The sequence below is a fragment of the Blastomonas sp. genome (assembly GCF_046294995.1).
Classification (GTDB): Bacteria; Pseudomonadota; Alphaproteobacteria; order Sphingomonadales; family Sphingomonadaceae; genus Blastomonas.
The window spans coordinates 32,996-47,977 of the sequence record NZ_JBKBOG010000012.1 but is presented as its reverse complement, the minus strand read 5'-3'; the positions used below and the strand labels follow the sequence as shown (position 1 = coordinate 47,977).

Here is a 14,982-nt window from a genome sequence, read left to right as displayed (position 1 = left end):
TCATGCCGGTCTGCCGTTGACGACCAGCTTATAGATAGCGCTATCATTATTTCGGCCAGACGCAAGGCTGCAAGCACTTTGCTGCAGCATTTTGTCGTGGACCCGGGCGTAGCAAGGGGCCTTTGAGGCGCGGTTGGGCGACGCCTTACCCCGCATAGTTGGACCGTCGAGCTCTCCGCTCAGCGAGATGGTCCTTTGTCGCGGTCAAAATTCTGTGGGTTGAGGCTTGCCTCATCCGCGAGGGCTGCTTACGGTTGCGATGTGATAGCGCTATCAACATGCGCTGCCGGAGGATGACCGATATGCGCAAGGCTCCCGTGATACTCACGTTCATGCTGGCGGGCGCCGCTTGCCAGGTCCCTGCCTTTGCGTGCGATACGCCGGTATCGGTTTGCGGGCGCGAGACTTCGGGCAGTTTCGGCCTGGTGACGAACGGCCGCCCGCCCGCCGTCATCGTCGAGGATGGCGCCGACAGTGCGGTGCGGCTGGCGGCCGACGGGTTTGCTGCCGATCTCGAGCGCGTCAGCGGCGTTGCCGCGCGACGCGGCGCCAATCCTGCAAGCGCAGGCGATCATGTGGTCATCGCCGGGGTGCTCGGCCAGAGCCCGGCCATCGATGCGCTGGTGCGCGCCGGCAAGCTCGATGTCTCGGCGATCAAGGGCCAGTGGGAAGGGCATGTCCAGGCGGTGGTCGAAAACCCCTGGCCCGGGGTTCGCCGCGCGCTGGTGATCGCAGGGACAGACCGCCGCGGCGCGGTGTTCGGGCTGTACGACCTGTCGGAGAAGATCGGCGTGTCGCCCTGGTACTGGTGGGCCGATGTTCCGGTCGAGCGCAAGGCCGCGCTCTTCGTGACCGCAGGCGCACGCGCCGACCGTCCGGGCGTGCGCTATCGCGGTTTCTTCATCAACGACGAGGATCCGGCATTCAAAAGCTGGTCCGAGAAACATTTCGGGGGCCCGAACGCCAAGACATATGCCCACGTCTTTGAGTTGCTGCTGCGACTGAAGGGCAATTACCTGTGGCCCGCGATGTGGGCGCCCAAGGCGTTCAACGACGACGATCCGCAGAACATGGTGCTCGCCGACGCGATGGGCGTGGTGATGGGCACCTCGCACCACGAGCCGCTGACGCGCGCGCAGGACGAATGGCACCGCAACAAAGAGGCCGGAGTGACCGGCGGCGCGTGGGATTATCAGACCAACGCCGCCAATCTGCGCGCCTTCTGGCGCGGCGGGATCGAACGGATGATGTCGAAAGGCGACGGCCAGGGCTATGAGAGCCTGCTGACCATCGGCATGCGCGGCGATGGCGACGAGGCGATGGCCGAGGGCACCGCCACCGGCCTGCTCGAGACGATTGTGCGCGACCAGCGCGCGATCATCGCCGATGTCACCGGCAAGCCCGCCGAACAGACGCCGCAGGTCTGGGCGCTCTACAAGGAAGTGCAGGATTATTACGACGCCGGGATGAGGGTTCCCGATGATGTCACCTTGCTGTTTGCTGACGACAACTGGGGCCAGATCCGCCGGCTGCCGGACAGCTCTACGCCGCGCAAGGGCGGCTATGGCGTCTATTATCACTTCGATTATGTCGGCGGACCGCGCAACTACAAATGGCTCAACACCGTCCAGATCGCCAAGACCTGGCAGCAGATGGACCTGGCCTGGCAAAAGGGCGCGCGCGATATCTGGGTGGTCAATGTCGGCGACATCAAGCCGGTGGAATATCCGCTCGATTTCTTCATGGCTCAGGCCTGGGACCCCGAGGCGATGACGCCGGAGGCGCTCGCCGCCTATCCCGAGCGCTGGGCCGAGGCGACCTTCGGCGCCGCCAACGCCAAGGCGATCGCAGCGCACATCACCGATTACAGCCGGCTCGCCGCGCGGCGCAAGCCCGAGCTGGTCGATGCGACCAGCTTCGCGCTGGGCGATGTCACCAAGGACACGCTCGATGGTGGCGAGTTCGGCGCGATGGTTGCCGAATGGGACCGGCTCGAGGCTGAAATGCTGCGCACAAAAAGCGCTATTCCCGCATCGCAGCACGATGCGTTCTTCCAGCTTGTCGAGCACCCGATCCTCGCGCTCGGCAACCTGTACCGGATGTATTACGCGCTCGCCTGGAACCGCAAGCTGGCGGCGGCAGGCGATGCGCGTGCCAACCATTTCGCCGATCGGGCCGAAGCGCTCTACCGACGCGATGCCGAGATCACCGCAGCCTATCACGCGCTGGGCAACGGCAAATGGGACGGCATGATGTCGCAGGTCCATATCGGCTACAAGATCTGGCAGCAGCCCGAAGCGCAGGTAATGCCTGAGGTGATGCGCGTCGCGGGCAAGGCTCCGCCGGTGCGGTTCGCCGATGCGCCCGTCGATAGCCAGCAGGTTTCGATCAAGGCTGCAGACTTCGTCCAGGCGAACGGGGGTAAGGGTCTGCGCTGGCAGACCATCGCACATCTCGGACCTGCCGAAGGCGCGGTCATTGCGCTGCCGCAGGGGCAGCCTGCGACAACGCGCGAGGATGACGTTCGGCTCGATTATGCAGCAACGATCGATGGAACAGGTGCGCTCGCCGTCCAGCTGCATCTTGCGCCGACGCTCGATGTCTCGGGCAAGCGGCTGCAGCGGATCGGGGTGGCGATCGACGATGGTCCGATGCAGGAGGTGAAGATCCAGCTCGCGCCGACCAACGAGGGCGGGCAGCGTGAAGACGAGCGCAACTGGACCCGCGCGGTGATCGACAATGTCACGATCGTGTCCGCCGCTTTCCCTGCGGTCGGGCCCGGGCGACACACCATTCGCATCTGGCGTCTCGATGACAATGTCGTGCTCCAGCGCATCGTGCTTGCACGTGACTCGGAGACAGTGCTTTCGCTTGCAGGAGAATCGAAATGACCCCCACACGAACAGTTGGCGGCATCGCGCTGATGATTGCGGCTTTGATGGCAACGGGGGCGCACGCGGCCCCCGCGCGGTTCGACGAGTTCCGCTACGAAGGCCGTTCGCAGGAGCAGGTGACGGTCGCGCCCGGCGAATATCGCAATCCCGTGCTGTCGGGCTATTATCCCGATCCGTCGATCACCCGGGTGGGCGAGGATTACTATCTCGTCACGTCCAGCTTCACGCATTTCCCGGGCTTGCCGGTGTTCCACTCGCGCGATCTCGTCACGTGGAAGCAGATCGGCAACGCCATCGACCGGCCGGGCCAGCTCGACTTCAGCGGGCTGCCGGTCTCCAAGGCGGTGTTCGCCCCCGACATCTCGTACCACGACGGGCTGTTCTACATCGTCAACACCTGCGTCCAGTGCGGCGACAATTTCTTCATCACCGCCAAGGATCCGGCAGGCCCATGGTCCGATCCCGTCTGGCTGCCGTTCGAGGGCATCGATCCCTCGATCTTCTGGGAGGGCGACAAGGCCTATATCGTCAACAACCGCGCGCCCGACGAGCCGCCGCGCTACGACGGTCACCGCGCGATCTGGATCCAGGAGTTCGACTGGCGCACCGGCAAGATGGTCGGCGAGAGTACCCAGCTGGTCAATGGCGGCATCGACATCCGCACCAAGCCGGTGTGGATCGAAGGCCCGCACATCATCAAGAAGGATGGCTTCTACTACATGATCGCCGCCGAGGGCGGCACCGGCGACAACCACAGCGAGGTCGTGTTGCGCTCCGAAAAGCTGCGCGGGCCCTATGTGCCTTATGCCGGCAATCCGATCCTCAGCCAGCGCACGCTCGAGCGCGACCGCGCCAACCCGGTGACCTCGGCAGGCCATGCCAAGTTCGTCCAGACCCCCGATGGCGCCTGGTGGGCAACCTTCCTTGCCACGCGGCCCTATGGCGACGACATGTACAATATCGGCCGCGAAACCTTTCTGCTGCCGGTGACATGGCGCGATGGCTGGCCGCATATCCTGCCCGATGGCGAGCGGATCCCGTTCGTGGCCAAGCGGCCTGACCTTCCCGCCGACACCCCCGGCACCCCGCCGCTGACGGGCGATTTCGGCTATGTCGACAGCTTCGATGGCAGCACGCTGGCGATGCAATGGATCGGCGTTCGCACGCCTTCGGCGCCCTTCCATCGGCTCGACAACGGATGGCTGGTGCTCGAAAGCGCCGCGGAGATGGGCGATCAGCAGCGCGTGCCCGCCTTCCTCGGGCGCCGCCAGCAGCATCACATCGCGACCATGTCGACGACCGTCGATTTCACCCCCGCGGCCGATGGCGATCGCGCCGGGCTGGCAGCGATGCAGAGCGACGAATCCTTCCTGTTCTTCGGCATCACCCGGATCGCGGGCAAGCGGCACGTCGCGCTCTTTACCCGCGACCGCGCACAGTCGGACACGCTCGTCGCTTCGGCTCCGGTGCAAGGCACGGGCCCCGTTACGCTTACGATCCGCGCCGATGGCGGTACGATGGCGTTCGATTATGCCACCGCCGATGCGAAGCGGACGCTCAAGCAGGGGCTCGATGCCGGCTTCCTCAGCACCAAGCGCGCGCAGGGCTTCACCGGCACCGTGGTGGGGCCCTATGTGTGGACCCGGTGATGCCGAGGCGCTTCGCCAGTCTCAGGCCGACATTGCTGGCAGCGTCGATGGCCGCAGCGGCCTCAACTCCGGTGCTGGCACAGCCGGTCCTCGATCCGCTGTTCACCGACGGGGCCGTGTTGCAACGCGACCAGCCGATCCACGTGCGCGGCCGCGCCGAACCCGGTGAAGCTGTGCGCGCAACCTTGGGCGGCGCAATGGCCCAAGCCACCGCCGATAACCAGGGACGGTTCGAGCTGCGCTTCCCGGCAATGCCTGCCAGCCGTGCGCTCACGCTCGAAGTGACCGGCAAGGCGGGGCAGGCGCGGGCGTCGGACGTCCTGATCGGGGATGTGTTCCTGTGTTCGGGCCAATCGAACATGGAGCTGGCGGTGGAGCGGGCGCAGGATGCCAACAGCCAGATCGCCGCATCGGCGGATAGTGAACTTCGCCTGTTCACCATCGGGCGGGGCGCCGCGCTGGAGCCGCAAACGGTGTTGGCGCAGACTTCGGGCTGGCGCGCGGCCGCGCCCGAAAGCGCGGCGAAATTCTCCGCCGCCTGTTTCTACATGGCGCAGGATCTCAGGCGCAGCGCCGGTGTGCCGGTGGGCGCAATCCACGCCAGTTGGGGCGGCAGTCGCATCAGCGCGTGGATGAGCGACACCGCGCTTGCGGCATCGGGAATGCGCGCGGCGGCAGAGCTTCGTGCGCTTTACGTGCGCGATTCTGCGGCCGCATCTCTGGCCTCGGGTCGCGCGTGGGAGGCCTGGTGGCGCGCGAGCACCGGCGACCGCAAAGGGAGCGAACCGTGGAGCGCCGGTGCGACGCTGGACTGGAAGCCGGTGCCCCGCATCGCGTTTTGGGAAGACTGGGGCGTCGCCGAACTGCAGAGCTTCAACGGCGTGCTGTGGTTTCGCAAGACCGTCACGCTCACGCCGCAGCAGGCGGGGCAGGCGGCCACGCTCGCGATCGGCCCGGTCGATGATGCCGACCAGACCTGGCTCAACGGACAGCCGGTCGGCAGCGGCGGCAACCCGGGCGCACCACGCCTGTATTCGCTGCCGCGCGGCAGGTTGGTCGCCGGGCGCAACGTGCTCATCGTCAACGCCAACGACAGCTTCGGCAAGGGCGGGATGCCCGGTCCCGCCGAATCGATGATGCTGACCTTTGCCGATGGCAGCGTGGAGCCGATCGGCGAGGGCTGGGAATATTCCATCGAGCAGCGCGCACTGCCGCGCCCGCCGCGCGCACCGTGGGAAGATACCGCGGGCGCGGGCACGATCTACAATGCCATGATCGCGCCGATAGGGCGCATCGGGCTCAAGGGCGTCGCCTGGTACCAGGGCGAATCCGATGTCGGTCTGCCCGGCTATGCCGACCGCCTGCGCGCGCTGATGGCGGACTGGCGGCAGCACTTCGGCGTCAGCGACCTGCCGTTCGCGATCGTCCAGCTGGCGGGCTATGGCCAGATGGTGTCACAGCCAGCGCCAAGCGGCTGGGCGGATATCCGCGAAGAGCAGCGTCGCGCCGTGGCGAGCGATCACGGGCGCGCCGCGATTACGGTGACGATCGATCTGGGCGATCCGCGCGACATCCACCCCGGCCAGAAGCACGAAGTCGGGCGCAGGCTGGCGCGCGCGATGCGCAGCGTCGCCTATGGCTCGGCCGAGCCAGCAACCGGTCCGCAGATCAGCGCAGCCGAGCGCACGGACGGCGGCATCGCGCTGGCGTTTGACGGCGTCACCGGCCAGCTATCCACGTACGGCAGCCGCCATGCGATCGGCTTCGAGCTGTGCGGCACGGCGCCCGAGACATGCCGCTATGCCGACGCACGGGTCGAGGGACAGCGGGTCATGGTTGCTGACGACGGAAGGCCCGCCACGCGGGTGCGTTATGCATGGGCGGACAGTCCGGTGGTCAACCTCTACGACGCCGCATCGCTTCCCGTCGGACCGTTCGAGATCATCGTGCCCTGATCCTCAGGCCGGATGCACGTAGGCATGGCGGCCACGACACCCTAGAACCGATAGAACATCGTCACGCTCGCGATGTGGTCGAGCCGGTCCTCGCCGGGGCGGAATACCGCCTGGTTGAGATAGCCCGGCTCGAGCATCACCCCCTTGGCAACCGGCACCGAGACGCCGACAAAATTGCGCCAGCGATCAAACCCTTCGCGCGGCCCCCAGTCAGCGTCGTTCAGATTATAGAACGCCTCGCTCCAGGCGACGATCAGCGTCCCGCGCTCCTGATCGATCGGCATCTGGGCTCTGACCTGCTGTCGGAATCGCACGGCCAGGTCATTTGCCCCCACCACCGTGCGGGCCTCCAGCCGGGTGCGGGCATTGATGGCCACATTGCCGATCTTGCCTACCGGATAGACGATGTGCTGGTAGACCCGGTTCTCGTCGAACGATGCGCGGTCGACAGGGTTGGTGTGGACGAACATATAGCCGACGAACACCATCGTATTTTTGTTGAGGCGGTAACCGAGCGCGGGGCTGATCTGGAATTGGCCCAACCGGCTGGCATCGTTGGTCATCCGCGGCTGGATTTCCGCCTGCACCAATAGCCGATCCTTGATCGGACCTTGCGCCACCAGCAAGGTCCACTGCTGGAAGTCATGATCCTGTGCGATGACGGGGCTGACCTGCAGGGTTGGCAGCAGCACCGCACAAGCGCGCAGCACAGCGCGCAGCATAAATCGCGAAGTCGATATTCTCATGGGGTTCTTCCGCATGCTGGTCGACGCCCAGCGCTTGTTCCTATCACTCGTGGGCGATGCCCGCAGCCTCGACCGGGGTGGCGACCGGCTGGCCGCTGTCCTTGCGTTCGGAGTAGCGATCGACCAGCTGGTCGGCGTGTGGGCGCAACAGCACGGTGAACCGCACCAACTCCTCGACGACATCGACGATCCGGTCGTAATAGCTCGAGGGCAACATCCGCCCGGCCTCGTCGAACTCCTGATACGCCTTGGCGACGCTCGACTGGTTGGGGATGGTGAACATCCGCATCCAGCGGCCGAGGATGCGCAAGGTGTTGACGCTGTTGAAGCTTTGCGATCCGGCGCTGACCTGCATCACTGCCAGCGTGCGGCCCTGGGTGGGGCGCATGCCCTGATAGGCGAGCGGAAGGTGATCGATCTGCGTCTTCATGATACCGGTAATCTGGCCGTGGCGTTCGGGGCTGCACCAGATCTGCCCTTCGGACCACATCGAATGCGCGCGCAGCTCAGCCACGGCGGGATGGTCGTCGTTCTCGACCTGATCGGGCAAGGGCAGGTCGCGCGGATCGAAGATCCGCGTCTCGCAGCCGAAATACTGCAGCAACCGCGCCGATTCCTCGATCACCAGCCGCGAATAGGAGCGCTCGCGCAGCGAACCATACAAAAGCAGGATGCGCGGCTTGGGATCGAGAGGGCCCAGGCCGGTCGCAGGCGCGCGGTGCGCGTAATCAGGGTTGAGCGCGGGCAGGTGGTTCGCATCGGCAAGGTGGCGCAAGCGCGCGAAGGTTGGTGTCTGTGTCATATCGCATTTCCGGTGAAACGGCCGCGCGTCGCGTTGGCGAAGGCGACCAGCGAGAGCATCACCGGCACCTCGACCAGCACGCCGACCACCGTGGCCAGAGCCGCGCCGCTCGACAGCCCGAACAGGCCAATCGCCACGGCGACCGCCAGCTCGAAGAAGTTCGAGGTGCCGATCATCGCGCAGGGCGCGGCGATGTTGTGCGGCACCTTCCATGCGAAGGCCCAGGCATAGGCAATCGCGAAGATGCCGTAGGACTGGATGATGACCGGGATCGCGATCAGCACGATCAGCAAGGGATTGCCGACGATGGTCTCGGCCTGAAAGGCGAACAGCAACACGACGGTGGCGAGCAGACCGATGATCGACCAGGGCTTGAGCTTGGCGGTGAACGCATCGATCGCGGTCTCGTCGCCGTTGTGCGCCGCGATAACGCGCCTGCGGGTGATTGCGCCCAGCACCAGCGGGATGACCACATACAGCACGACCGAGAGCAACAGCGTCTCCCAAGGCACGACGATATCGGTGACGCCCAGCAGCAGCGCGACGATCGGTGCGAAAGCGACGATCATCACCAGATCGTTCACCGAGACCTGCACCAGCGTATAGGCAGGATCGCCCTTGGTCATCTGCGACCAGACGAACACCATCGCGGTGCACGGGGCGGCGCCGAGCAGGATAAGGCCAGCGATATACTGCTGCGCGTCATCCTGCGGCAGCAGGCCCGAATACAGATAATCGAAGAACAGCACCGCGATTGCCGCCATCGTGAACGGCTTGACCAGCCAGTTGATCACCAACGTGATGATCAGCCCGCGCGGCTTGCGACGGATATCGCGGATGCTGGCGAAATCGACCCCGACCATCATCGGATAGATCATCGCCCAGATCAGCACCGCGACCACCAGGTTGACCGAGGCCACCTCGAGCGCGGCCAGGGCCGAAACGGCGCCGGGCGCGATGTTGCCAAGGATGATCCCGCCAGCGATAGCCAGCGCCACCCAGAGCGACAGCCAGCGTTCGAAGATGCCCAGCGGCGAGGCGGCGGGGGAAGGCTGGGCGATGGAGGCGCGGCTTTCGGTCACGCGCTCGTACCGCTGCTGGCGCCTTCGGCAGTGCCGATCTCGGCGAGCTGCTGCTTCATCGCCAGCTGGTCGATGCTGTCGATCGGCAGCGCCAGGAACAATGCGATGCGGTTCGACAGATAGCGCAGCGCCTGGAGGAAGGCGTCGCGCTGGCCTTCGCCTTCGACTGCGGCGGGGTCCTCGATCCCCCAATGCGCGGTCGTCGGGTGGCCCAGCCAGACCGGGCACGTTTCGCCTGCAGCATTGTCGCACACGGTGAAAATGAAATCGAACTCGGGCGATCCGGGCGCTGAGAACGCCTCCCAGCTCTTGGACGACAGGCCATCGGTGTCGAAGCCCATGCCCTCCAGCACCGAAAGCGCCATCGGGTGGACCTCGCCCTTGGGGTGGCTGCCCGCGCTATAGGCCTTGAAGCGGCCTTGCCCCATCTTGTTGAGCACGGCCTCGCCCAGGATCGAGCGGGCGCTGTTGCCGGTGCACAGGAACAGGACGTTGTAGATTTTGTCCGCCATGGTGAGCCTCAAGCGTTGCGGGTTGGGGATGGTGCGCAGGTCAGTTCGGCGATCAGGTCGCCGCACATTTCCGGCGCGCCCTGGCAGCAGTCCTGCATCAGGAACATCAGCAGGCGCCGCATGCCGGGGTAATCGGCGCGGTAATGGATGAGCCGGCTCTCGCGCTCGGACTGGACCAGCCCGGCGCGTTCCAGCGTTGCCAGATGGTGCGACATGGTGGAGGGCGGAACCCCCTGATGCTCGGCGATGGCGCCCGCGATCATCCCGTCGGGCCCGGCCTTGACCAGCATGCGGAACACCGCCAGCCGCGTCTCATGCGCCAGCGCCCCCAGCGCATCGACCGCCCAGACCTGTGCACTGAGATCATCCATGTCCACCACCTTTCGAGTAGCGTCGAAATACTATATTGCACGGCTCGGTCAAGCCTCAATTCGAAGAATTTCGAAATATCGTTGCCAAATGTTGATTTGCCTCAAAGCGCATATGCGTCTTGAGGCATACAAGTCTCTCGTACCCACACCGATCGACAGCCTGATGGGACCTCAGGCCGATGCATTTTTGGAGACTGTCACACGTGAGCTCGACCATGATTTCGGCATTGGCCACTCGACAATCCAGATCGAGCGGACATCGTGCGAACGCGCTGGCCGCTGTCTTGGGCAATGACCGATGGAAAGGGGCCCACGCCACCCCTGCGAGCAGGAGCCGCGATGCTCTGTTTGCAACGTCGTATCCTCGGCACCTTATCAGAAATGATCGAGCTCAGCGGCTGGCTGTTCCAGACCAGAACGCGCCAGAGTTCACATGCTGGCCGGAGGAGTAATCCATGGAAACCCATGACGTAATCATCGTTGGCGGCGGCCAGATGGCGCTATCGCTCGGCTACTATCTGCGCCGCGCCAAGGTCGACTTTCTGATTCTGGACGCCGAAGACGGTCCCGGCGGCGCGTGGCGGCATGGTTGGGATTCGCTGCGGCTGTTTTCGCCGGCCGGCTATAGCTCGCTGCCCGGCTGGCTGATGCCGCCGACGGCACATGCAGGCTATCCCACCCGCGATGATGTGCTCGATTATCTGACACGCTACGAGTCCCGCTATGATCTGCCGATCAGGCGTCCTGTCCGTGTGACAGCGGTCAGGCGCATGGGTAAGGTTCTGCAGATCGAGACCGACGCGGGCGATTTCGCCGCGCGCTGTGTCGTCAGCGCCACCGGAACCTGGTCCAAGCCGTATATTCCGGATATTCCCGGGCGCGGTGAATTTACCGGCACGCAGGTCCATTCGGCCGATTATGTCACGCCCGACGCCTATGCCGATCAGACCGTTCTGGTGGTCGGCGGGGGCAACAGCGGCGCGCAGATCATGGCGGAGATCGCACCTGTCGCCCGCGCGCTCTGGGTCACGACCAGCGACCCCCTGTTTCTGCCGGACGACGTCGATGGTCGCGTATTGTTTGAACGTGCGGTGGCGCGGATGAAGGCTGGACCGGGCGAGACACCTGTCGGCGGCATCGGCGATATCGTCGTGGTACCGCCGGTCAGAGAGGCCCGCGATCGCGGTGATCTCACGACTGTCCGGCCGTTCGAACGGATGACGGCAACGGGTGTGATCTGGCCCGATGGATCGCAGATGACCGTCGATGCGATCATCTGGTGCACCGGCTTCCGACCCGCGCTCGATCACCTGCTGCCGCTCGATGTTGTCGAGGACGATGGCCGCGTGCAGGTAATCGACCAACGATCCATCAAGGAGCCGCAACTGTGGTTGGCAGGCTATGGCGACTGGACCGGGGCGGGGTCGGCAACGTTGATGGGGGCGGCCAGGACAGCGCGTGACCTGGCGGCGCAGCTGTCAGAAATCGTTGCGGGCCCATCCGCGGCATCGTAGCTGCACATCCCTTCGCTGGATGGAGCAGCAGCGCTGAACAAGCCGCGGGTTCACTAACGTTGGCAGCGAAATTGCTCGGATGGCTGATTGTTGGGAGCGTCTACTGCCAAACTGGGGGATGACCGATTCAGGCGAGCCGACATTCCAGCCGATTCGTCCGAACAGCTTATGCTGGGTCGCCAGCTGCCTGAGCGCTTTTCCGGGATGGCGCGTCAGTCTAGCCCGCCAGCCCGAGATCCAGAACTGGTCAGCAGCATATACAGTGCAGGAACGATGACCAGCGACAGCACCGTTGCCGAGATCAGCCCGAGGATCACGGTCAGCGTCAGCGGGCGATAGAGCTCGCTGCTGATTGCCAGCGGTGCCATCCCGGCGATCGTGGTCACCGAGGTCGTGACGATCGGCCGGAGCCGCCGCGCAGCACCCGATGCGGCGGCCTCTGCCACCGTGCGCCCTTCAGCGAGATAGCGGTTCATCGTGTCGACCATGACGATCCCGTTGTTCACCACGATCCCCACCAGTGCGATGACGCCGATCATCGCGAAGAAGGAAAACAGGATGTTGAAGGCGAAGAAGCCGATGAAAGTGCCGATCAGCGCCAACGGCATTGTCGCCAGGATGATGAAGGCCTGTTTGAAGCTATCGAAAACGATCACCAGCACCCCGAACACCAGGATGATGGCGACCAGCAGCGCGATTCCTGCCGAGCCGAAGGCCTCGCCCGCATCCGCCGATTCGCCACCGATCAGATAGCGATAGCCTGCGGGCCATTCGGCCTGCATCCGATCGAGTTCGGGACGGATCTGCTCGATGATGTCCTCAACCGTGCGGCCCTCGTTGCTTGCCAGCACGCGGATTCCGCGTTGCCCCTCGCTATGGGCAATAGCGACGGCGCCCTCCGAACTGACCGGATCGACCAGCTGCCACAGCGAGATCGAGCGCCCGGTCTCGCTGAACGCGCGCACCAGTGCGATCTCTTCCAGGTCGCGCGGCCCGCGTGCCTCGCCCGGGCGGCTGGGCCATTCGGTGCCCAGGCGGATGTCGATATCGTCCTCTCCCGGCCCGGTGGCGAACCGGCCGATCTCGTCGTTGCTGAGCGCAATCCGGACCTGGCCTGCCAGTTCAGCCTGGGTCACGCCCAGATAATCGACCGCCTCGCGATCGGGACGCAGCGCGATCTGCGAACTCAGTGCGCCGAGATTGTCGCGTACCCCGCCGGTGCCGGGCACGCGCTGGAGCATGGCCTTGACCTGCGTCGCCAGCACCTGGAGTTCGTCCATGTCGGGCCCGCGGATCTCGATTTCAATGGGTTCGCCCGAGCCGGGGCCCGAAGCTTCCTCGACGACCAGCAGCTCGGCGCCGGCGACATTGGCATCGAGATAGTTGCCGAGTTCCACGCGCAGCTGTTCGGCAAGCCGGTAAGAGCTGGCGTCGCGCTCGCCCCGTTCGACGAAGATCGCCGAGAAGCCGATATAGTTCTCGCTGTCGCTAGGCTGGAGCGCAGCTGCCACATTGCCCCCGGCAAACGGGCTCTTGCGTCCCACCAGCTTGATCACATGCGCGAAATAGGGGCGCTCGCGCAGGAGCGCGCCCACCGCGTCGGCCACCGCCTGGGTTTCATCAAGCTGCGTGCTCGGGGGCAATTCGATGTTGATGCCCAGCCGCTCGCCGTCGTTTTGCGGAAAGAATTCGGTCGGTGTCTGGGTAAAGGCGACCAGTGAAAGCGCGAAGATACCGGTCGCTCCCATCACCCAAAAGCCTGCTCGCCTGCGCGAGAGCAGCACCGTCGCTGCCAGCCAGGCCTCAAGACGGTCCATCGCACGCGCGGTCATGCGGTCCGCGCGACTGGGTTCCTGATCGCCGGTTCGGGTCTGGTGACCCAGCAGGTAACGCGACAGCGGCACCGACACGAGCAGCGCGACGATCAGCGCGAGCACCAGGCATATGATTGTCGTCACCGGCAGCACGCGGATAAACTGACCCGCCGGACCCGAGATCGCCATCAGCGGTGCCAACGCCAGGATCGTGGTCAACTGGCCAGCGACTGCGGGAACGGCGAAACGGTCGAGCGTCGAGAGCACCGCCTGCCCGAAGGTCTCGCCGCGGCCATAGATCGCGTCGTGCAGGCCCTCGAGCATGATGATGAAGACATCGATGATCAGCCCGAGCGCGATCACCATGCCGATGATGACGAGTTCGTTGAGCGAATAGCCCAGCAGCAGCACCACAAGCAGCACCCCGGCAAAGGTGATAGGGATCGACAGCCCGGCGATCAGCCCCTCGCGCCATGAGATGGCGAGGAACAGCACGACAAAGACGATCAGCATGGCCTGCAGGCCCGAGACGAAGACCTCGCTGAGCGAGGACCAAATCTGCTCGGCTTCGTCCTGGATCAGTGTGGTTTCGATACCATCGGGCCAATCGGCGCCGTCCTGAATCGCAGCAAGCTCGGCGCGGATCGAGTCGACCAGCGCCACCGTATCGGCGCCGGGCGATTTGGTCACGGTGACCTCGACCGAAGGCACGAATGCGCGTTCGGTACCCCCGACGAACGCGCGGGTGGTCTCGGGCTCGAGCCGCCGCTCGATCGTCGCGACCTCCTCGAGCCGGATGGCGCGCCGCGACGCGCCCTCGCTCAACCGCACGACGGGGAGTGCGCGCAGTTCCTCGATCGTCGAGAAGCGGCCCTCGAGCCGGACGATCGCGCCGATTTCGTCGCTGCGGATTTCGCCGAAGGGCTGTTCAAGATTGGCCTGCTGGATCGCATCACGAACGCGGGTCGGCGAGAGGCCCAGCGCGAGCATCCGCTCGGGCTGGAGCAGGATCTGGACGATCTCCTCGCGATTGCCGCCGAGCGCGACCTCGCTCACTCCGGTGACCCGCTCGAGCCGATCGCGCAACTGCTCGGCAGCGCGGTTGAGCGTATCGGGAGCGACGTCGCCGGCGATCGCCATGGTCAGGATCGGGAGATCGCTGACCGAGATCTGGTTGATGGTCGGGCGTTCAGCCTCGGGAGGCAGTTCGGCCTCGGCATCGTTCACTGCGGCGCGCAATCGGCCCATTGCATCGCTCACCTCGACCGAGGCCTCGAACTCGACCGAGATGACCGAAAAGCTGTCGAACGAGGCACTATCGACCCGACGAACGCCCTGAAGCGTCGTGATCTCGTCCTCGATCCGGTCGGTGACCTGGCGCTCCATGGTCTGCGGATCGGCGCCCGGCCAGGCGGTGTTGATGATCGCCTGCGGAATCTCGAGATCAGGCAGCGACTCCTTGACGAGTGCGCCATAAGCAAACAGCCCGCCGACTGCGAGGGTGATGGCCAGCAGGATACCGAAGGTCGTCTTGAGGAAGAAGAATCTCACCAGGCTGCCAGCAGCAGCCACCTCCGGAGTTTCGGTATCTGCTGCCTGCCCGTGTCCACCGGGCGTCGGTCCGCAGTCCGCCGGGTCGCTGT

General features: G+C 65.1%; 10 protein-coding genes. 4 read left to right on the top strand and 6 right to left on the bottom strand.

Translation table 11 applies throughout. The features are described from left to right. Positions 1 to 302: 302 nt before the first annotated feature. Genes ACK4R0_RS12855 through ACK4R0_RS12845 form a run of 3 tightly spaced genes read left to right on the top strand, consistent with a single transcriptional unit; the run spans position 303 to position 6,498 of the window. The gene (locus ACK4R0_RS12855; protein ID WP_409674492.1) at positions 303 to 2,891 is read left to right on the top strand and encodes a glycosyl hydrolase 115 family protein; all 2,589 of its coding nucleotides are present in this window, start codon (positions 303 to 305) and stop codon (positions 2,889 to 2,891) included. Continuing rightward, the gene (locus ACK4R0_RS12850) at positions 2,888 to 4,543 is read left to right on the top strand and encodes a glycoside hydrolase family 43 protein (RefSeq protein WP_409674490.1); all 1,656 of its coding nucleotides are present in this window, start codon (positions 2,888 to 2,890) and stop codon (positions 4,541 to 4,543) included. The genes ACK4R0_RS12855 and ACK4R0_RS12850 overlap by 4 nt, the downstream gene beginning before the upstream one ends. Before the next feature lie 47 nt (positions 4,544 to 4,590). Next, positions 4,591 to 6,498 (top strand): sialate O-acetylesterase, encoded by a 1,908-nt coding sequence (locus ACK4R0_RS12845; RefSeq protein ID WP_409674488.1) that lies wholly within the window; start codon positions 4,591 to 4,593, stop codon positions 6,496 to 6,498. 41 nt (positions 6,499 to 6,539) lie between these two features. Here the strand turns inward: ACK4R0_RS12845 and ACK4R0_RS12840 are convergent, their stop codons facing one another. From ACK4R0_RS12840 to ACK4R0_RS12820, 5 genes are all read right to left on the bottom strand, one after another. Next, on the bottom strand, positions 6,540 to 7,220 hold the full coding sequence (locus tag ACK4R0_RS12840) for a DUF2490 domain-containing protein (RefSeq protein WP_409674486.1): 681 nt from the start codon (positions 7,218 to 7,220) through the stop codon (positions 6,540 to 6,542). A gap of 67 nt (positions 7,221 to 7,287) precedes the next feature. Next, a complete protein-coding gene (gene arsH, locus ACK4R0_RS12835; RefSeq protein WP_409674484.1) occupies positions 7,288 to 8,046 on the bottom strand; it encodes an arsenical resistance protein ArsH in 759 nt (252 codons plus the stop codon). Continuing rightward, entirely contained in the window at positions 8,043 to 9,128 is a 1,086-nt protein-coding gene (gene arsB / locus ACK4R0_RS12830; RefSeq protein ID WP_409674482.1) for an ACR3 family arsenite efflux transporter, read from the bottom strand. The genes arsH and arsB overlap by 4 nt, the downstream gene beginning before the upstream one ends. After that, positions 9,125 to 9,640 (bottom strand): arsenate reductase ArsC, encoded by a 516-nt coding sequence (locus tag ACK4R0_RS12825; RefSeq protein WP_409674480.1) that lies wholly within the window; start codon positions 9,638 to 9,640, stop codon positions 9,125 to 9,127. The genes arsB and ACK4R0_RS12825 overlap by 4 nt, the downstream gene beginning before the upstream one ends. Positions 9,641 to 9,648: 8 nt before the next feature. Continuing rightward, positions 9,649 to 10,011, bottom strand: a complete 363-nt coding sequence (locus tag ACK4R0_RS12820) for an ArsR/SmtB family transcription factor (RefSeq protein ID WP_409674478.1) — start codon at positions 10,009 to 10,011, stop codon at positions 9,649 to 9,651. A gap of 455 nt (positions 10,012 to 10,466) precedes the next feature. On the opposite strand from ACK4R0_RS12820, the gene ACK4R0_RS12815 reads away from it, so the two are divergent. After that, positions 10,467 to 11,525, top strand: a complete 1,059-nt coding sequence (locus ACK4R0_RS12815) for an ArsO family NAD(P)H-dependent flavin-containing monooxygenase (protein WP_409674476.1) — start codon at positions 10,467 to 10,469, stop codon at positions 11,523 to 11,525. Between the two features lie 212 nt (positions 11,526 to 11,737). Here the strand turns inward: ACK4R0_RS12815 and ACK4R0_RS12810 are convergent, their stop codons facing one another. Then, positions 11,738 to 14,890 carry an efflux RND transporter permease subunit gene (locus ACK4R0_RS12810; RefSeq protein WP_409674474.1) on the bottom strand — a complete coding sequence of 1,051 codons (3,153 nt, stop codon included), beginning with the start codon at positions 14,888 to 14,890 and terminating at the stop codon, positions 11,738 to 11,740. Positions 14,891 to 14,982 lie beyond the last annotated feature (92 nt).

Coding starts and splice junctions, on each gene's coding strand:
- ACK4R0_RS12850 (WP_409674490.1), top strand. CDS start 2,888: ATGACCCCCACACGAACAGTTGGCGGCATCGCGCTGATGATTGCGGCT.
- ACK4R0_RS12845 (WP_409674488.1), top strand. CDS start 4,591: ATGGCCGCAGCGGCCTCAACTCCGGTGCTGGCACAGCCGGTCCTCGAT.
- arsH (WP_409674484.1), bottom strand. CDS start 8,046: ATGACACAGACACCAACCTTCGCGCGCTTGCGCCACCTTGCCGATGCG.
- ACK4R0_RS12840 (WP_409674486.1), bottom strand. CDS start 7,220: ATGCTGCGCGCTGTGCTGCGCGCTTGTGCGGTGCTGCTGCCAACCCTG.
- ACK4R0_RS12815 (WP_409674476.1), top strand. CDS start 10,467: ATGGAAACCCATGACGTAATCATCGTTGGCGGCGGCCAGATGGCGCTA.
- ACK4R0_RS12820 (WP_409674478.1), bottom strand. CDS start 10,011: ATGGATGATCTCAGTGCACAGGTCTGGGCGGTCGATGCGCTGGGGGCG.
- ACK4R0_RS12855 (WP_409674492.1), top strand. CDS start 303: ATGCGCAAGGCTCCCGTGATACTCACGTTCATGCTGGCGGGCGCCGCT.
- ACK4R0_RS12825 (WP_409674480.1), bottom strand. CDS start 9,640: ATGGCGGACAAAATCTACAACGTCCTGTTCCTGTGCACCGGCAACAGC.